General features: G+C 66.7%; 17 protein-coding genes. 15 read left to right on the top strand and 2 right to left on the bottom strand.

Features of this window, described 5'->3' with window-relative positions:
- Positions 1-489: 489 nt before the first annotated feature.
- From GGR33_RS19195 to GGR33_RS19180, 4 genes are all read left to right on the top strand, one after another.
- Positions 490-2,040 carry a glucan biosynthesis protein G gene (locus tag GGR33_RS19195; RefSeq protein ID WP_183508185.1) on the top strand — a complete coding sequence of 517 codons (1,551 nt, stop codon included), beginning with the start codon at positions 490-492 and terminating at the stop codon, positions 2,038-2,040.
- The gene (locus tag GGR33_RS19190; RefSeq protein ID WP_183508184.1) at positions 2,037-2,537 is read left to right on the top strand and encodes a GNAT family N-acetyltransferase; all 501 of its coding nucleotides are present in this window, start codon (positions 2,037-2,039) and stop codon (positions 2,535-2,537) included. Before GGR33_RS19195 ends, GGR33_RS19190 begins: the two co-directional genes overlap by 4 nt.
- Positions 2,538-2,750: 213 nt before the next feature.
- On the top strand, positions 2,751-3,842 hold the full coding sequence (locus tag GGR33_RS19185) for an alkene reductase (RefSeq protein ID WP_183508182.1): 1,092 nt from the start codon (positions 2,751-2,753) through the stop codon (positions 3,840-3,842).
- 8 nt (positions 3,843-3,850) lie between these two features.
- Positions 3,851-4,510 (top strand): HAD hydrolase-like protein, encoded by a 660-nt coding sequence (locus GGR33_RS19180; RefSeq protein WP_183508180.1) that lies wholly within the window; start codon positions 3,851-3,853, stop codon positions 4,508-4,510.
- Between the two features lie 133 nt (positions 4,511-4,643).
- Here the strand turns inward: GGR33_RS19180 and GGR33_RS19175 are convergent, their stop codons facing one another.
- Positions 4,644-5,141: an outer membrane protein assembly factor BamE gene (locus tag GGR33_RS19175; RefSeq protein WP_183508178.1), complete on the bottom strand. Its 498-nt coding sequence runs from the start codon at positions 5,139-5,141 to the stop codon at positions 4,644-4,646.
- A 150-nt stretch (positions 5,142-5,291) separates the two neighbouring features.
- On the opposite strand from GGR33_RS19175, the gene GGR33_RS19170 reads away from it, so the two are divergent.
- The 11 genes from GGR33_RS19170 to GGR33_RS19120 all read left to right on the top strand — a co-directional run bounded on the left by GGR33_RS19170 (position 5,292) and on the right by GGR33_RS19120 (position 15,937).
- Positions 5,292-5,852, top strand: a complete 561-nt coding sequence (locus GGR33_RS19170; protein ID WP_183508176.1) for a ubiquinol-cytochrome C chaperone family protein — start codon at positions 5,292-5,294, stop codon at positions 5,850-5,852.
- Positions 5,849-6,355, top strand: coding sequence for a YceD family protein (locus GGR33_RS19165; protein ID WP_183508174.1), 507 nt, complete (start codon positions 5,849-5,851; stop codon positions 6,353-6,355). The genes GGR33_RS19170 and GGR33_RS19165 overlap by 4 nt, the downstream gene beginning before the upstream one ends.
- Before the next feature lie 156 nt (positions 6,356-6,511).
- Positions 6,512-7,546: a phosphate acyltransferase PlsX gene (plsX, locus tag GGR33_RS19160; RefSeq protein ID WP_183508172.1), complete on the top strand. Its 1,035-nt coding sequence runs from the start codon at positions 6,512-6,514 to the stop codon at positions 7,544-7,546.
- Positions 7,547-7,574: 28 nt separating this feature from the next.
- Complete coding sequence (locus GGR33_RS19155; protein ID WP_183508170.1) at positions 7,575-8,552, top strand: beta-ketoacyl-ACP synthase III; 978 nt, start codon at positions 7,575-7,577, stop codon at positions 8,550-8,552.
- Positions 8,553-8,675: 123 nt separating this feature from the next.
- Complete coding sequence (locus GGR33_RS19150; RefSeq protein ID WP_183508168.1) at positions 8,676-8,993, top strand: integration host factor subunit alpha; 318 nt, start codon at positions 8,676-8,678, stop codon at positions 8,991-8,993.
- Positions 8,994-9,044: 51 nt separating this feature from the next.
- The gene (locus GGR33_RS19145; RefSeq protein WP_183508165.1) at positions 9,045-9,524 is read left to right on the top strand and encodes a MerR family transcriptional regulator; all 480 of its coding nucleotides are present in this window, start codon (positions 9,045-9,047) and stop codon (positions 9,522-9,524) included.
- Positions 9,525-9,606: 82 nt separating this feature from the next.
- Positions 9,607-10,026: a hypothetical protein gene (locus GGR33_RS19140; RefSeq protein ID WP_183508163.1), complete on the top strand. Its 420-nt coding sequence runs from the start codon at positions 9,607-9,609 to the stop codon at positions 10,024-10,026.
- Between the two features lie 114 nt (positions 10,027-10,140).
- Positions 10,141-10,623: a 4-aminobutyrate aminotransferase gene (locus tag GGR33_RS19135; protein ID WP_183508161.1), complete on the top strand. Its 483-nt coding sequence runs from the start codon at positions 10,141-10,143 to the stop codon at positions 10,621-10,623.
- Positions 10,624-10,880: 257 nt separating this feature from the next.
- Positions 10,881-12,833 (top strand): PrkA family serine protein kinase, encoded by a 1,953-nt coding sequence (locus GGR33_RS19130; RefSeq protein ID WP_183508160.1) that lies wholly within the window; start codon positions 10,881-10,883, stop codon positions 12,831-12,833.
- Positions 12,834-12,939: 106 nt separating this feature from the next.
- The gene (locus tag GGR33_RS19125; protein WP_183508158.1) at positions 12,940-14,241 is read left to right on the top strand and encodes a YeaH/YhbH family protein; all 1,302 of its coding nucleotides are present in this window, start codon (positions 12,940-12,942) and stop codon (positions 14,239-14,241) included.
- 127 nt (positions 14,242-14,368) lie between these two features.
- On the top strand, positions 14,369-15,937 hold the full coding sequence (locus GGR33_RS19120) for a SpoVR family protein (protein WP_183508156.1): 1,569 nt from the start codon (positions 14,369-14,371) through the stop codon (positions 15,935-15,937).
- A gap of 109 nt (positions 15,938-16,046) precedes the next feature.
- Here the strand turns inward: GGR33_RS19120 and GGR33_RS19115 are convergent, their stop codons facing one another.
- Positions 16,047-18,710 carry a DUF2339 domain-containing protein gene (locus GGR33_RS19115; RefSeq protein WP_183508154.1) on the bottom strand — a complete coding sequence of 888 codons (2,664 nt, stop codon included), beginning with the start codon at positions 18,708-18,710 and terminating at the stop codon, positions 16,047-16,049.
- Positions 18,711-18,734: the final 24 nt, after the last annotated feature.

Below are 18,734 nucleotides of genomic sequence, written 5' to 3'. Positions count from 1 at the left end.
GCAAGGAGAAACAAGCCTCTTCGGTGTCGGCCTTTGGAGGGCCGACGAGACCAAAAAAGCCCGTTCGTCGTTGCTTTAAGCTGCGTCCCCCGTGGAGAGCGGGGTTCGCCGGTTTCGCCTCCGGCTGCCGGTTGTTGTCGGGGTCCGGTGTTGCCACCTGGATTGCCGGCCGTAGGGATCCACCCTTGCGACCATCGATCCTAAGACCCCTGGCGGCTGTCCGGCAGTTGACCGGATGCCCACCAACCGACACGCGGCCACAGGCACGTGCGAAATTGGGCAAGGCGGCATATACGGTCGGTGGGTCTCGACGACAACCAAATATAGCCGGCAATAGCGCGGATTCATTGGATGAATCGGCTTTCGTGGCGAAAAGGCCGCAGGTGCGAAGTGTGACCCTTTTCAAGCGCGGTGCGACAGGCCATTGAACCCCCCTTTATAGGGGCGCAGGAGTTCACGGCGCTTGGGGCATCATGTGACGCAGGATCGATGACCGCGCCTTCCCGCCGCTCCGTTCTCGCGGGGCTCGCCGCTGCCGGTTTTGGCCCGACCGCCCAGGCCGCCGAGGGGGCCGCCTTCGGCTTCGAGACCGTCGAGCAGCAGGCGAAGGCGCTCGCCCAGGCGCCCTACGACGCCAGCATCCCGCCCCTGCCGCCCGCCCTGGCGGCGCTCGACTACGATGCCTGGCGCGACATCCGCTTCAAGCCGGGTAAGGCGTATCTCGGCGAGAGGGGCGGGCCGTTCCGGCTGCAGCTCTTTCATCGCGGCTTCCTGTATCCGCGCCCCGTCGCCGTGAACCTCGTGCACGACGGCGTTGCGAGCCCGATCGCCTACAGCCCCGATCTGTTCGATTTCGGCCGCAACACGCTCGCCGCGCCGCTGCCGGCCGATCTCGGCTTCGCTGGCATCCGGGTGCATTACCCGCTGAACAAGCCGAACCTCCTCGACGAACTGATCGTCTTCGTCGGCGCGAGCTATTTCCGCTTCCTCGGCCGCGACCAGCTCTACGGGTTGTCGGCGCGCGGCATCGCCCTGGGCACGGATGGCGACGCGGAGGAATTCCCGAGCTTTCGCGCCTTCTGGATCGAGCTGCCGCCGAAGGATGCCGACGCGCTCACCTTCCACGCCCTGCTCGACGGGCCTTCGCTCACCGGGGCCTACCGCTTCGTCGTGCATCCCGGTGAGCAGACCACCGTCGCGGTGACCGCGACGCTCTACCCGCGCCGCGTTCTCGATCGGCTCGGCATCGCGCCGCTGACCTCGATGTTCTTCATCGGCGAGGCCGAGCGCGGCCATGTCGACGATTACCGGCCGGAGCTGCACGATTCCGACGGGTTGCAGATCGCCGCCGGCTCGGGTGAGTGGCTGTGGCGGCCGCTCGATAATCCGAAATCCCGTCGGATCTCCTCCTTCGGCGATCGCAATCCGAAGGGGTTCGGGCTGATGCAGCGCGACCGCGCCTTCGAGGACTATCAGGACTTGGAGGCGGGCTACGAACGCCGGCCTAGCTATTTCGTCGAGACGGATGGGGCCTGGGGCCAGGGCAGTGTGGTGCTGGTCGAACTGCCGACGGACAACGAGACCGCCGACAACATCGTTGCCTTCTGGCGGCCGGCGAAGCCCTATGCGCCGGGCGAGCCGGTGCGCCTGTCCTATCACGTGCGCTCGACGCTCGACGGCGGCCTGCATCCCAATGCCCGCGTGCTGAACACCTTCGTTGCCAAGACCGCCGCGAGCGGCGCGAGCCGCGAGGCGCAGCCCGATCCCGCCGTGCGCCTCAAGCAGCGCTTCTTGATCGACTTCACCGGCGGTGATCTCGGTCACTACCTGCCCGATCCGGCTGCCATCGAGGTCGTGGCGAGCACGACGGTCGGCACGATCGTGGCGACCTCGATCACGCCGAACCCGCATATCCGCGGCTTCCGTGCAGCGGTCGATGTGGCCCTGGACGCGCCGGGCGCCACGGAGCTGCGGGCCTATCTGCGCTCCGGCGGCCGTGCCCTGTCGGAGACCTGGTCCTATCCGTGGACCGCGGCATGAGCGTCGCGACAGCCAAGCCGGTGACGGCCTTCTCGGCCTCGGTGCGTCTCGCCGGGCTCGCCGATCTCGATGCGCTCGTAGCGCTCGAAAACGCGTCGTTCGTGGACGAGCGCCAGACTCGTCGTGCGATCCGCTACTCGCTCGGCTCGCCGACCATGAGCGTGCTCGCCGCGGTCATCGAAGACCTCGCCGGCGAGATGCTGGTCGGGGCCGCGACCCTGGAGCGCCGGCGCAAGGGAAGAATCGCCCGGATCGCCTCGCTCGCGGTGCTGTCCACCCGCTCGGGCTACGGCGTCGGCGGTCTGCTGCTCGATGCGGCCGAAGTGGAGGCCTTGGTCCAAGGCTGCTCGCTCGTGCGCCTCGAGGTGCGCTTCGACAATTGGAGTGCCATCCGCCTCTACGAGCGCCACGGCTACAGCCACTACACGACCAAGGAAGACTACTATCAGGATGGCACCTCGGCGCTCTGCTACGAGAAGGCGCTGACGGCGTCATAGTCCTCCGCCGTCATTGGTTCGGCCTCGACCCGGAATGACGGTGTGGTTCCTATCGCAGGTGCGTTGCCGCACAAGGCAGCGCTCCCTGCAGGGGGGAGCGTTGCCGTTTCGGGCTGGCGTCGTCCCGCCCGGTGCCCATTTCACTCGACGAGGTGGCGAACTCGCCGGCCGGCTCATGCCGTGCGCGGCCCGACCGATCGCTCAAGGAATTGCATGCCCACTCTGTTCGATCCGATCCGTCTCGGCGCGCTCGAGCTGCCGAACCGCATTCTCATGGCGCCGCTGACTCGCGGCCGCGGCACGCGCGAGCATGTCCCGACGCCGATCATGGCGGAGTATTACGCCCAGCGCGCGGGTGCCGGCCTGATCATCACCGAGGCGACCGGGATCAGCCAGGAAGGGCTCGGCTGGCCCTACGCCCCGGGTATCTGGAACCAGGCGCAGGTCGAGGCCTGGAAGCCGATCGTGAAGGCGGTCCACGACAAGGGAGGCCGCATCGCGCTCCAGCTCTGGCACATGGGCTACCTCGTCCATCCGAGCTTCCTCGGCGGCGAGAAGCCAGTCTCCTCCTCCGTGCGGACCGCGCCGGCCGAGGCTCACACCTACGACGGCAAGAAGCCCTACGGCGAGGCGCGAGCCCTGCGCGAGGACGAGATTCCGCGTCTGCTCTCGGATTACGAGAATGCGGCCAAGAATGCGGTCGCGGCCGGATTTGACGGCGTGCAGATCCACTCGGCCAACGGCTACCTGCTCGACGAATTCCTTCGCGACGGCGCCAACACGCGCACCGACCGCTACGGCGGCTCGATCGAGAACCGCGTGCGCCTCGTCACCAAGGTGGCGCAGACGGTGGCGGGCGTTGTCGGCGCTGATCGCACCGGCATCCGGTTCTCGCCCAACGGCCCGATCCAGGGCGTCGACGATTCCGATCCGCACGCCGTGTTCGGCCTCGCCGCCGAGATGATGGCCCGCGTTGGCCTCGCCTATATCGAGCTGCGCGAGCCCGGCCCGGACGGCACCTTCGGCAAGGCCACCGTGCCGCCCGTCGCCCCGACCATCAAGAAGGCCTTCGGTGGCCCGGTCATCCTCAACTGCGACTACGATGGCGCGAAGGCCGAGGCCGCGATTGAGTCCGGCGAGGCCGACGCCATCGCCTTCGGCCGGCCCTTCATCGCCAATCCCGACCTGCCCGAGCGGCTCGCCAAGCATGCCTCGCTCAACAAGGACGTGATGGCAACCTGGTACAGCCAGGGCCCGGAGGGCTATGTCGACTACCCGGCCCTCGACGCGGCCAAGGCGGCCTGATCGACGGAATGACGAAGGACGACGACGAGTCCGCTCACCGCTACCGGCTCGTCGTCTTCGACTTCGATGGAACGCTCGCGGACACCTACGACTGGTTCGCGAGCGTCATCAACGACGTGGCCGACCGCTATCACTTCCGCCGCGCCGAGGAGCATGAGGCGGAACTGCTGCGCGGTATGGATGCCCGCGGCGTGATGCGCCATCTCGGCATTTCGTCCTGGAAGCTGCCTTTCATCGCCCGCCACATGCACCGGCTCGCTGCGCGCGACGTGGCGACGATCCGGTTGTTTCCGGGGATCGACGACCTTCTGATCGAGCTCGAGGCCGCGGGTTTCGTCCTCGCGGTGGTCAGCTCCAACACGGAGGCGAATATCCGCTACGTGCTCGGGCCGGCGCTCGCCACCCGCTTCCAGCACTTCGCCTGCGGAGCTTCAGTGTTCGGCAAGGCCAAGCGCCTGCGCGCCGTGATGAAGGCTGCGGGAGTCGCCCCATCCGAGACGCTCGCTATCGGTGACGAGATCCGCGACGGCGATGCTGCGCGGCAGGCGGGTTGCGCCCATGCAGCGGTGTCCTGGGGCTACAACCGCGCCGAGGCGCTGGCCGCGCGCCGGCCGGTCGCCGTGTTCCAGACGCCGAAGGAGATCGGGGTGTTTCTCGGGGCAACCTGACACCGATGGTCGTCATTCCGGGGCGCCGAAGGCGAATCCAGGATCCACGACTGGTCGCTTCAGGGTGTTTGGCAGAGCATCACGGGTGATCCCGGGTTCCGCTTCGCGGCCCCGGGACGACGACGGTGGTCTCTTACTGCCCGCGGCTGGCGCCGGGAACGACCGACGCGCCAGAGCCGGAGCCGAAGGGCTCGTAGCGGGTCAGGCCGCGGAAGAGCTGGCCGAGGAAGGCGCGGTCGGCGCCGCTCGATGCGGTCTTGCGCTCGATGAAGTCGAACACGCGGCCGTCCTGCAGGCCGTAGAGCGCCACGCGCTCCACCTTCATGCCGCCGTTAAAATAGACCGCGGTCACCTTCTGGTCGTCGACGCTCTCGCCCATGAACAGGACGGTGCGGCTCGAGGTCTGCGAGATGTAGTACCAGCTCTTGTTGCCCACCGTGGACACGGTGGAGGGCGAGCCGAGGATCTGCAGAACCTGCTCGGCACTCATGCCCGGCCTGACCGTGGCGAGCGCGGCTTGGTCGATGACGTAGCCGTGGCGGATCTCCTCGCCGATGCAGCCGGACAGGCCAGCGCCCAGAAAGGCGAGCACGCTTGCGCGCGCAAGCGACGAGACGAGACGGCGCGACATCGAAGCCCCTTTATCCCTGATTGGAGAGCCCGCGGCGCGATTTCGTTCGCACTCTTCGGACTTGCACCTGGAATGGGGGTTGCCGTACCGCGGGGTTATGGCTTTGACAAGGCAAGCTTGGCCGCAAGCAATTTCCTTCCGGTGGATCGGATGATCCTTGGTTTCTTTCGCCGCGCAGAGTCGCGCAAACGCCTCATCGATGGCCTGCAAGCGCGCATCGATCAGGCGGCGCGGGTTCCCGGTCTGTACCGACGCCTGCAGGTTCCCGACACCGTCGAAGGACGGTTCGAGGCGGTCTGCCTGCACGTCCATCTCGCGATGCGCCGGCTCAAGCAATTGCCGCCGCCGGCTGAGGATGTGGCGCAGGACCTGATCAACGCCGTCTTCGCGCAGTTCGACGCCTCCTTGCGCGAACTCGGCGTCGGCGACGTCGGCGTCCCGAAGCGCATGAAGAAGCTGGCGCAGGCCTTCTATGGACGCGCTGGCGGTTACGACGTGGCGCTCGATGCCGGCGACCGCACCGCGCTCGCCCTCGCCCTCGGCCGCAACGTGCTCGGCGATGCGGATGGTGAGCGGGCCGGGCCGCTGGCCGACTACGTCATCGCCGCCGATGCCACGCTGGCGGGGGCGAGCCTCGATGACCTTTTGGGCGATGGGCCGCGTTTTCCCCGGCCCGACGATGTCGGGACGGCTTTGGGAGCAGAGACATGACGCACGACCCCGTCGGACCGTTGAGGCGCCCGACCCGCGTCGACCGTCTGGTCGGTCGCGCGGCAACCGTCACAGTCGAGGCGACGCCGGAGGAATGCGTCGCCCTGGCGAAGGACTTCAAGATCCCTGCGATCCGCGATCTCAAGGGGACGTTCCGAGTCACCGGGACGCTCGCGCGGCTCAACGTCGTCGGCAGCGTCGAGGCCGTGGTCACCCAGGTCTGCACGGTGACGCTCGAGCCCTTCGAGGCCCCATTGACCTCGGAGATCGACGTTGACTTCTCGGACGGAGCCGAGTCCTTCGGAGTCGGTCCCGACTCCATCGACGTGCCCGATCCGATCGTGAACGGACAGATCGATTTCGGCGCTTTGACCGCCGAGTCCCTCGCGCTCGGCCTCGATCCCTTTCCGAGGATGCCTGGAGCGCGGTTCGAGACGGTCACGGTGGGCGACGACGAGAGCGCCTTCGCCGTCCTGAAGAAGATCCCCGCGAACGACGTCTGAGCGCGAAGCGGACGTCGGAGGGGCAGAATTCGTTTGCCCCTCGGCCGTCGATCGCTATTTTCCGCGCATCCGGCGCACGCTTTGCCGCCCTCACGTTCCTCTCCATCGCCGTCTCGCGAGGGAGTCCTCCGCGACAGGCGTTGATCTCAAGGACAGATGTCGAACCGCGTTTGCATCTCGCTCGACGCCATGGGTGGCGACCACGGACCCTCGACCGTCGTCCCCGGTGCGGCCATCGCCCGTGAGCGGCATCCCGAGACGACCTTCCTGATGTTCGGCGACGAGGCGGTGGTGCGTCCGCTCGTCGAGGCCGAGCCGCGGCTCAACGGGGCTGTCGAGATCCGCCACACCACGATGTCCATCGCCATGGACGAGAAGCCGAGCCAGGCGGTCCGCACCGGCCGCGGCAAGTCCTCGATGTGGCGCGCCATCCAGGCTGTGAAGGACGGGGAGGCCCAGGCTGCCGTCTCCGCTGGCAATACCGGCGCGCTGATGGCGATGTCGAAGATCTGCCTGAAGACCATGGCCGGCATCGAACGCCCTGCCATCGCCTGTCTGTGGCCGACCGTGCGCGGCGAGAGCGTGGTGCTCGACGTCGGCGCGACCATCGGAACGGATGCCGAGCACCTCGTCGAGATGGCGGTGATGGGCTCGGCCATGGCCCGCATCGTCCTCGACATCGAGAAGCCCACCGTAGGGCTGCTCAACGTCGGCACCGAGGAGATGAAGGGCAACGAGGCGGTGAAGGAGGCAGCCCGCCTCCTGCGCGAGACCGAGCTGTCGAACTTCTCCTATTTCGGGTTCGTCGAGGGCAGTGATCTCGGCAAGGGCACCACCGACGTGGTGGTCACCGAGGGCTTCACCGGCAACATCGCCTTGAAGACCGCCGAGGGCACGGCCAAGCAGATCGGCACCTATCTGCGATCGGCCATGAGCCGGACGCTCTCGGCTAAGATCGGCTATTTCTTCGCCCGTTCGGCGTTTTCAGCATTGCGCGAAAAAATGAATCCGAGCCGGGCCAACGGCGGCGTCTTCCTCGGGCTCGAGGGCATCGTCATCAAGAGCCACGGCTCCGAGAACGCGCAGGGTTTCGCAGCCGCCGTGGACCTCGCGCACGACATGGCCCGTTACGACCTGATGCGAACCACGCGAGAGATGCTGGAACACACGCCGGCAGTGGCGCCGGTATGACGTGCTCACGGCAAGAAGGACCGACGCGATGACGACCCTGCGTTCCGTGGTGGTCGGCTGCGGCTCCCACTTGCCCGCCACTATCGTCACCAATGCCGACCTCTCGGAGCGGATGGAGACGTCCGACGAGTGGATCGTCCAGCGCACCGGCATCCGCCAACGCCACATCGCGGCGCCCGAGGAGACGACCGCGGTGCTTGGAACCCGCGCCGCTCAAGCGGCACTCGCGGATGCCGGGCTGTCCGGCGCCGACATTGATCTCGTGATCTGCGCGACCTCGACGCCGGACCACACCTTTCCCTCCACCGCGACGCAGATCCAGGCGGCGCTGGGCATCGAAACGGGTTTCGCCTTCGATCAGCAGGCGGTCTGCGCCGGCTTTGTCTATGCCGTCGCCACCGCCGACAGCTTGATCCGGACCGGTGCGGCCAAGCGCGCGCTGATCATCGGCGCCGAGACCTTCTCGCGGATCGTCGATTGGGAGGACCGCACCACCTGCGTGCTGTTCGGCGACGGCGCCGGCGCGATCGTATTGGAAGCCCGCGAGGGCGAGGGCACCACGGCCGATCGCGGCGTGCTCTCCAGCCGGCTGCGCTCCGACGGCCGCCACCGTTCCAAGCTCTATGTCGACGGAGGCCCCGGCTCGACCGGCACCGTCGGCAAGCTGCGCATGGAGGGCAAGGAGGTCTTCCGCTTCGCGGTCGGTTCCGTCACCGACGTGATCGCCGACGCGTTCACATTATCGGGAACGACGGCTGAAGACCTTGACTGGTTCGTGCCCCACCAGGCCAATCGTCGGATCATCGAGGCTTCTGCCGACAAGCTCGGGATCGCACGTGAGAAGGTGGTGTTGACCGTCGACATGCATGGCAACACCTCGGCTGCCTCGATCCCGCTCGCTCTGGACGCCGCCCGCAAGGACGGTCGCATCCGCGACGGGGATCTCGTGATGATCGAGGCGATCGGCGGTGGCTTCGCCTGGGGTGCCGCGCTGATCCGGTGGTGACCCGGCGGCCACAGTCCAGAGTCAGGCCAGCCGATCGGCTTGGTTGACCGGGCTCTGCCGGCAGATTAGCCTTAGCGATCATAAACATACGCCACGAACGACGAATCGCTCGGAGGGGGAAGCATGACGGGAAAGACGGTCACACGCGCCGATTTGAGCGAGGCCGTCTACCAGCAGGTCGGCCTGTCGCGTGCGGAATCCGCGGCCCTGGTCGAGACGGTTTTGGCCGAGATCTGCAACACCCTTTCGGAGGGTAAGACCGTCAAGCTATCCTCGTTCGGTTCGTTCCTCGTGCGCTCGAAAGGCAAGCGCGTCGGCCGTAATCCGAAAACCGGCGTCGAGGTCGAGATCGAGCCGCGTCAGGTCATGGTTTTCAAGCCTTCGAACGTGCTGAAGGCCCGCATCAATGGGCTGAACGGCGTCGTCGAAGACGACGAGTGAGATCCTCCGCCGCGCGTTAAGCCGTCCATCCGCAATCGTTAGGGTCTCGCCATGGCGCTCGCCGTGCTCGCCGCGTCCGATTCCGATGACGAGGCCAGGAAGCCCGAGAAGCGGCCCGGCGCCTTTCGCACGATCAGCGAGGTCGCCGAGGACATCGGGGTACATCAACACGTCCTGCGGTTCTGGGAGGGCCGGTTCACGCAGATCCGGCCACTCAAACGCGCCGGAGGACGACGCTTCTACCGTCCGGACGACATTGACCTCATCAAGGGTATCCAGCGCCTGCTGCATGGGCACGGCTACACCATCAAGGGCGCCCAGCGTGTCCTAAAGGACCACGGCGTTCGCTTCGTGCAGGCGATCGGCCGCGGAGAAGCCGAGGTGGGCAAGCCCTCGCTCCAGGATCGGGAGACGGACGGCGAGCCCGAGGTGATCGCGGCGGCGACCGACGTCGATGCCATCCTGCATGACGTCCTTTGTGAGTTGCGGGCCTGCCGCGAGGCGCTTGCCTCTCTGCGTCCCGGCCTCTGACCCCGGCTGTCTTTCTCCGCTGCGACAGAACGCTGGCCGCCCCGAAGCGCGAACTTTGAAGCGTGATCGGCGTTGAGGCGCCATGGCCGAGCAGCGTCAACCGAGATCGCCGACCCAGGAGTTGATCTCCCGCGTGCTGCGGATCGTGCGTGCGTCCCCCGACGCCGCCACCGAGATGCTGGAGCTGATGTTCCTCGTCAGCCAGATCGAAGCCCTGACGACGGTCGACCGTGAGTACCGCGATGCACGGCGTGTGATCAGCCGCCTGCGCAACCCGCTCTGGGACATGGGGCCAGCGGACCGCGAGCATCTCCTCAAGGCCGCCGAAACCATCCGCAAAGCCTGCAACCTCACGGAAAAAGATATTCCCGTCACACCTATCGCCGATCTCGGCGAGCGCGAGCGGATCGAACGCCATCTCGTCGCGGCGCTCGGCAAGGATTTCGACGCCGCGCAGATCGCCCGAGTCACCGGAGCGGTCGCTGCTGCCCTGCAGCATTGAAGTCCGGCTACGAATCCTCGACGCCGCGCCCTCTCGTCCCCACATCGGCCGTGTCTCACAGGCCCCCTCGTCTTCCGGATGGTCCGGCAAGCCGCGGGGCACGGAGGAAACCGCATGATCGCTGCCCGTCTTCTTGCTGCAGCTCTGGCTGCCGGCCTCGCCTGCGCGGCTCCGGCTTACGCCCAGACCGTGACGACCCGCAGCGAGACCGCCGCCCCCGGCAAGGTCAAGCGGCTGATCGTCAGCCCGAATCTCAAGAAGGATTGCTCCACCGGCCCCCTGCCGGAAATTAAGATCGTGACCGCGCCGAAAAACGGCCAGCTCCAGACCAAGAGCGGCAAGCTGAAGACGCCCGCGAGCTATCGCTGCCCCAGCAAGGACGCGCAGGCATCCGCGGTGTTCTACAAGAGCAAGGCCGATTTCACCGGGACCGATCAGGTCTTGCTCGACGTGAAGACCGCAGACGGCGTCGTCGAACGTCAGGACATCCGCATCACGGTCGAGGCCGCCAAGACGGACGACAAGAAGGCGGACGACAAGAAATCGGATGCCAAGAAAGACGAGAAGAAGGACGACAAGGACCTCTCCGATCTCTGACCTGGAGAGCCGTCTTCCTTTCGTCGGCATCCTTATTGCGTCGCACTAAGACTTCTGGCGCCATGCGAGGCGCGCTCGACTCGGCCAACCCTGTAAAGGGCTTGGCCGAGCACGAGAACTGCTGCAATCCTGCAATAGTGTTACCCGTTTCACACGCTTGAACGGTGTGATGTGGGCGCTGCGACAAAACCGATAATGTCCGTTGCATCCAAGCCGGGACAGGATGAAGCTGTCTTGAGTTTGATGGGGGTGTCCGAATGCCGACGCACTCGACGAGCGACCTGTTCCAGAGCTTTGCCCGTGGATACGAGGCGCGACGGGACACGGAGATGTCCCTCTCCGAATTCCTTGAGGCGTGCCGCGACGAGCCGCTGATGTATGCCAGCGCCGCGGAGCGTATCCTCGACGCAATCGGCAAGCCCGAAATGGTGGATACGGCTCGGGACTCGCGCCTCGGCCGGGTCTTCATGAACCGAACCATCCGGGTCTACCCTGCCTTCTCCGAATTCTACGGCATGGAAGAGACGATCGAGCGCATCGTCTCGTTCTTCCGCCACGCGGCGCAGGGCCTCGAAGAGCGCAAGCAGATCCTCTACCTCCTCGGCCCGGTCGGCGGCGGCAAGTCGTCCCTCGCCGAGCGGCTCAAGGCGCTAATGGAGGTCCACCCCGTCTACGTGCTCAAGGCCGGCGACGAGGTCTCCCCGGTCTTCGAGAGCCCGCTCGGGCTGTTCGATCCCGACACGATGGGCAAGGAGTTGGAGGATCGCTTCGGTATCCCGCGCCGCCGCCTCACCGGCCTGATGAGCCCCTGGGCGCTCAAGCGCCTCGACGAGTTCGACGGCGATATCTCGCGCTTCAAGGTGATCAAGGTGCGCCCGTCGCGCCTGCGCCAGATCGCCATCGCCAAGACCGAGCCGGGCGACGAGAACAACCAAGACATCTCCTCTCTCGTCGGCAAGGTCGACATCCGCCGGCTGGAGACGCTCTCCCAGGCCGACCCGGATGCCTACAGCTACTCGGGCGGCCTCAACCGGGCGAACCAGGGCGTTCTCGAATTCGTCGAGATGTTCAAGGCGCCGATCAAGATGCTGCACCCGCTGCTCACGGCGACGCAGGAGGGCAACTACGTCGGCACCGAGAATATCGGCGCGATCCCCTTTACTGGCGTGATCTTGGCGCACTCGAACGAATCCGAGTGGCAGTCCTTCAAGACCAACAAGAACAACGAAGCCTTCATCGACCGTATCTACGTCATCAAGGTTCCGTATTGCCTGCGCGTCCAGGAAGAGCAGAAGATCTACGAGAAGCTGATCTCGCGCTCGGAACTGTCGGAGGCCGCCTGCGCGCCAGGTACCTTCGAGATGCTGTCTCGGTTCTCGGTGCTCTCGCGCCTTCGCGAGCACGCCAACTCGAACCTCTTTTCGAAGATGCGCGTCTATGACGGCGAGAGCCTGCGTGAGGTCGATCCGCGCGCCCGCTCGATGCAGGAATACAAGGACACGGCCGGCGTCGACGAGGGCATGGACGGGATCTCGACCCGCTTCGCCTTCAAGGTGCTCGCGGCGACCTTCAACCACGACACCACCGAGGTCTCGGCCGACCCGGTCCATCTGATGTATGTGCTGGAACAGGCGATCCGGCGCGAGCAGATGCCTCCGGAGACCGAGAAGCGCTACATGGAGTTCATCAAGACCGAACTCGCGCCGCGCTATGCCGAGTTCATCGGTCACGAGATCCAAAAGGCCTATCTCGAGAGCTATCACGATTACGGCCAGAACCTGTTCGATCGCTACATCGACTATGCCGATGCCTGGATCGAGGATCAGGACTTCAAGGATACCGAGACCGGCCAGCTCCTGAACCGCGAGCTCCTCAACCAGGAGCTCACCAAGGTCGAGAAGCCGGCGGGCATCGCCAACCCGAAGGATTTCCGCAACGAGGTGGTGAAGTTCGCTCTGCGCTCCAGAGCGCAGCATGGCGGGCACAACCCGTCCTGGACGAGCTACGAGAAGCTGCGCGAGGTCATCGAGCGGCGCATGTTCAGCCAGGTGGAAGAGCTGCTGCCGGTGATCTCCTTCGGCTCCAAGAAGGACGGCGAGACCGAGAAGAAGCACGGCGAGTTCGTCGAGCGGATGACGGCGCGGGGCTATACGGAGCGACAGGTCCGGCGGCTCGTGGAATGGTACATGCGGGTCAAGCAGGCGGGGTGAAGCGGGCGTCTCCACCACGCCCCTGCTTCACTGCCGCCGCACTTTTGGTCGGTTGTCCGGGTTGAACACCGGAAAGGCTTGAGGACGAGGCGCTTAGCGAGACACGATGCACATCGTCGACCGTCGGCTCAATCCCGGGGGCAAGAGCCTCCCGAACCGTCAGCGCTTCCTGCGTCGCGTCAAGGACATGGCCCAGCGAGCGGTGCGGGAATCCGCTCGCGAGAAGGACATCAAGGACCTTGGCAAAGACGGCCGGATCTCGGTGCCCGCCGACGGCGTGCGCGAGCCGCGCTTCAGCCGTCAATCCGGCACCGGGCTCCAGGATTACATCATCCCCGGCAACAAGACCTATGTCGAAGGCGACCGCATCGAGCGGCCGCCGGGCGGCGGCGGGGCCGGTGGCTCGGGCGAGGGCGGTGACGGCGGCGAGAACTCGGAAGATGCCTTCCACTTCGCGCTGACCCGCGACGAGTTCCTCGAACTCTTCCTCGACGATCTCGAACTGCCCGACCTGGCCAAGCGCCGCCTCTCCATTGTCGAGACGGAAGGGCTGCGCCGGGCCGGGTACACGGTGAGCGGCTCGCCGGCAAACCTCGCGCTGACCCGGACGCTGCGCAATTCGATGTCGCGCCGGATCGCCCTCAAGCGGCCGAAGCTCGAGGAATTCGCGGCGCTCGAAGCGCAGATTGCTGAGGTCAGCGAATTCGATCCGATCCTGCCGGAGCTTCGCCTCAAGCTCGAAGCGCTCCGTGAGCGCTCCAAGCGCATTCCTTACGTCGACCCGCTCGACCTGCGCTTCCGCCGCTTCGAGCCCTATCCGCGCCCGATCGCGCAGGCGGTGATGTTCTGCCTGATGGACGTGTCCGGCTCGATGACCGAGCACATGAAGGACCTCGCCAAGCGGTTCTACATCCTGCTGCACATCTTCCTGACGCGTCGCTACAAGCACGTCGAGATCGTCTTCATCCGCCACACCGACAAGGCGACGGAGGTGGATGAAGAGACCTTCTTCGGCTCCCGCGAGACCGGCGGCACGCTGGTCTCCTCGGCGCTCGTCGAGATGAAGCGCGTCGTCACCGAGCGCTACGATCCGAACGACTGGAACATCTACGCGGCCCAGGCCTCGGACGGCGACAACGTCTCTTCGGACGGCCCGACCTCAACGGAGCTGCTGCGCGCCCACATCCTGCCGGCCTGCCAGCATTTCGCCTATCTGGAGGTCGGTGACGAGAACGGCCCGCGCGCCGGCTTCGTCGAACATCGCACCACGCTGTGGCGCACCTACGAGGCGCTGGCCAAGGCCGGGGAGCCGCTCGCCATGCGCAAGGTCAACCACCGCCGCGACATCTACCCCGTGTTCCGCGAGCTGTTCGGCCCGAAGGATGCGCGCGCGGAGGCGGGGGTATGAGTCTCGGCGCCCATCGCTCAAGCTCGTCATTGCGAGCGTCAGCGAAGAAATCCACGGCCAACGCTCCAACCGTCGCGCGTGAGGCTCTGGATGGCTCCGCTCCGCTCGCCACGACGGAGGAGATGGCATGACGACCGCTCTGAAATCTCGCACCAAGGCCACCGCCAAGGCGGCCGAGCCGCTCTTCACGGGCAACGACTGGGATTTCGACACCATCCGCCGCATCCACGAGGCCTGCGAGGTCGAGGCCACGGCGCTCGGGCTGTCCTGGTATCCGAACCAGATCGAGATCATCACCGCCGAGCAGATGCTCGACGCGTATTCCTCGATCGGCATGCCGCTGTTCTACAAGCACTGGTCCTTCGGCAAGCACTTCGCCCAGCAGGAGGCGAGCTACCGGCGCGGCCATATGGGGCTGGCCTACGAGATCGTCATCAATTCCGACCCGTGCATCTCCTACGTGATGGAGGAGAACTCGGCGACGATGCAGACGCTCGTCATCGCGCATGCCGCCTTCGGGCATAACCACTTCTTCAAGAACAACTATCTGTTCCGGCAGTGGACAGATGCCGAAGGCATTCTCGACTATCTCGACTTCGCCAAGGCCTATATTACCCGCTGCGAGGAGCGTTACGGCCACACCGCCGTGGAGCAGGTGCTCGATGCCGCCCATGCCCTGATGAGCCAAGGCGTCCACCGCTATCCGCGCAAGAAGCGGCCGGACCTCGCCTCGGAGCAGCGCCGCGAGCGGGAGCGCCAGGAGCACGGCGAGCAGATCTTCAACGACCTCTGGCGCACGCTTCCGGCCAAGGCCGATGCCGCAAAGGGCGATGCGGCCCTCGACCGCCGCCGCGCCCTGTTGGAGCTACCCCAGGAGAACATCCTCTATTTCCTGGAGAAGGTCGCGCCGCGCCTGCGGCCTTGGCAGCGCGAGATCCTGCGCATCGTCCGGCTGGTCGCGCAGTACTTCTACCCGCAGCGCCAGACCAAGGTCATGAACGAGGGCTGCGCCACCTACGTGCACTACCGGATCATGAACGCCCTCTCCGAAAAGGGCCTGATCGGCGACGCGGCCTATCTCGAGTTCCTGACCTCCCACACCAACGTCATCCGCCAGCCGAATTTCGACGACCGCAGCTTCGGGGGCCACAATCCCTACGCGCTGGGCTTCGCGATGATGCAGGACATCCAACGCATCGTGGAGAATCCGACCGAGGAGGACCGCGCCTGGTTCCCGGACATCGCCGGAACGGGCGACGCCATGGCGGTGCTGCGCGATTGCTGGGAAAATTATCGCGACGAGAGCTTCATCGCGCAGTTCCTCTCGCCGAAGCTCATGCGCGACATGCGCCTGTTCCACGTCGTCGACGATCCCGACGAGCCGGACCTGCGCGTCGAGGCGATCCACGACGAGCGCGGCTACCGCAAGATGCGCCGCTCCTTCGCCCGGCAATACGACGTCGCGTGGCTCGACCCCGACATCGAGGTGGTCGACGTCGATCTCGAAGGGGACCGCCGCCTCATCGTCCACCACAAGGCGCTCAACCGCATCACCCTGCAGAAGGACGATGCCCGCCGCGTGCTGCAGCACCTCGCCGATCTTTGGGGCTACGACGCGGTTCTGAAGGAGGTCGATCCGGCCACCGGTGCTGTGCTGGTCGAGCACAATGCCAGCGCGCGGCCGATCTTTTTCTGAAGCCTGCACCGCCGTCATTGCGAGCACAGCGAAGCAATCCAGGGCCGCATACACGACGTCAGCCCGTTGGCCCTGGATTGCTTTGCTGCGCTCGCAATGACGGGCGAACTTACCCCGCACGCGCTGGCGCGAACACGAAGCGCTGGTAGACCAGCCCGATCCCGATCAGCACGGCGCCGAGCCCGAGGAAGGACAGGGCCCGCAGCGGGCCGTCGAGCCCGGAGAGATCGAACAGGAACACTTTGAGCGTCGAGAGCCCGACGAGTGCCGCCGAGGCGAGGCGCGCGGTCAGGGATTGCCGCAGCAGGCCGTAGGCGAGCAGCGCCAATCCGGAGAGCAGCCAGCCGGCGGAGTAGGCGTACCATTCGGGCTGGCTCGTCTCCCGGTCGATGCCGAGCTGCGCGCCCTGGAAGCCGTGTCGGATCAGGAGCGTCACCGCAAGGAAGCAGAGCACCACGCCGACGCCGCCCGCTCCCAACACGTACCATTGCGGCCGCTTCTCGCGGGCCGTGCGGGCGAGCGCGAGGGCGACGAGGGCGGGCAGGCCGTAGGCGATCAGGATCTCATTGAAGACCGGGCCGCCGGCAACGGCCTCGTCGGTGAAGTAAGGGTTCACGGCGAGCCCGAGCGCGGCGAGGCTCTGTACGAACGCGATCACACCGAAAGCGAGGCTCGCGAAGCGCAGCACCGGCGAGCCGTGCACCCCGTCGAGGCGCACGAGGACGGTCGCGAAGCCGAGCGCCGAGAGCGACAGCAGGCCGTGTTCCAATAGGCCGCTATCGAGCGCGTAGATATCGCCGCCATGCAGGGCGTGCCGGATCTCGAAGAAGACCAGGAAGGCCGCGAGCAGCAGGCTCAGGGCCTGCGCGATCAGGGGAGGGGCGTCCGGCTTGGTGTCCGGCAGGCGGATGATCCGCGAGACGAGGCCGAAGGCGAATGCAGGCACGCCGTAGCCCACGAGCAGCCAGTTGAGGATCGGTGTGCGCCCCAGCTCGCCGCCAACGACCATCGGATCCCAGGCGAGCCGTCCGGCCACGACGATGCCGAGACCGGCGACGCACCAGCGCAGGGCGGGGATGTCGAGCCGCCGCGCGATGACGCCGGTGCCGAGTGCGGCGAGCGCCATTGCCACGGTGAGCGAACCGCCCGAAACGGCGAAGACCATGCCCAGCGCCAGCGCGGCGACCGCGGCCGAAGCGAAAGCGCCCAGTCCGATGGTGAGCGCGTCAGCCGGCGTCCGTTCCCGCTGCGCGCGGAATACCGAGGCGAGCCAGGTCATGGCCAGCGCCACCACGCCGGCCGCCACAACGAAGGAGGGTGAGACCTCGGCCTGTGCGAGCCGGAGATAGGTCAGCGAGAGGGCGGCGAGCGGCGTCAGGGTCGCTCCCGCCGCGTAGGCGAGCGCAGTAGCAAGCGGCAGCCGGCCGCCGCCGATCAGCCTGAGCGCGCCGGCCGCGGCGATACCCACACCGGCGAGCGCGGCAAAGGCCAGGAGCAAACCTGGATCGGTCGTGTCGAGGCGAATCAGGAACGAGACCCAGTGCTCATCGGGAGCGGGTGGCCACAGGACAATCGCACCGGAGAGCGCAACGCCTGCGATGACGAGTCCGGCTGCTGCCGGGACGACGAGGAAGCCGGCAGCGGCGGGGATCGCCACCGCGGCGACCGCCGCGAGGATCCAAGCCGCGCCGTAGCCCTGGGCCATCGTCGTCCCGAGAAGCGCGACGAGCACGAGGGAAGGGGCCATCAATGCTGCCGTGGCCGAACGATCGAGCCGTCCCTCCTCGGCCGGCGTCGCCCGGTGGGACAGAGTGAAGACGAAGCTCGCGAGCGCCGCCTGTAGCACGCCGTGGATCTGCGCCGCCGCGGCGTCCGAAGCCTTCATGCTGACGAGGCCGAGCAGAAGCGCCCATAGGCCGGCGCCGATCGCCGCCGCGACGGCGAGCGCGCGCCAGCCCTTGTACCAGGCGAAGCCGTAGGCGCTCGCCGCGACGGCGGGGAGATAAACGGTCAGGGGCCACGGGCTTCCGCCCCCCCCTACGAGAAGCGGCGTCCCCAGCGCGGCGATGAGGCCGAGACCGGCAAGGGCGGGCCCGTGTAGCAGCGCGGCCGACATGACGCCGAAGCCAGTGGCGGCGAGTGCGACGAACGTGATCTCGGGCCCGATGAAGCCATAGAGCGCGTGGGCGGCGTAGATCGTGCCGAACAAAGCCACGGTGCCGGCCGCGGTCACCATGGCGGGGATGTCGGGCCAGGTGGTCGGGACCGGCAGGCTCCCTCGCAGACGCCGCCTCAGCAGTTCGCCGACGGCCAGAAGGCCTGCGGCCAGCGCAAAGCCGGACACGACGCGCATGCCTGGCCCGAAATAGCCGGCCTCGACCGAGTAACGCACCAGCAGCGCCGCGCCGAAGGCCAGGGCGATCCCGCCGACCCAGACCACCCACCGCGTGCCGAACCGCTCTTCGAAGGACGGACGGGGCAGCTTTGGCTCGATGGCCGGAGGGGAGGCGGAGATCGGCAGCACAGTGGGTGCGGGACGCGCCGTCTCGCGCGCGGGTTCAGGCGCCGGCTCGGGCCGAGTGGCGGGCTGCCGAGCTGCGAACGGTGCGGGAGCCTGTGCGGCAGGCGGAAGCCGATCGAACCGCGCAAGTCTCTGCTCCAGTTGAGCGATTCGCTTGCGCTGGGACATGACCAGGACGAAGGCGATCGGGCCGGATACGGCCATCGCCAATCCCGCCAAGGCGAGGCCTACGAAGAAGAACGTCTCGTCCATCGCCCAACTGCCCGATTGACCGTG

This window comes from Methylobacterium brachythecii (assembly GCF_014196345.1).
Taxonomy (GTDB): domain Bacteria; phylum Pseudomonadota; class Alphaproteobacteria; order Rhizobiales; family Beijerinckiaceae; genus Methylobacterium; species Methylobacterium brachythecii.
This window is presented reverse-complemented; position numbering and strand designations above follow the sequence as displayed.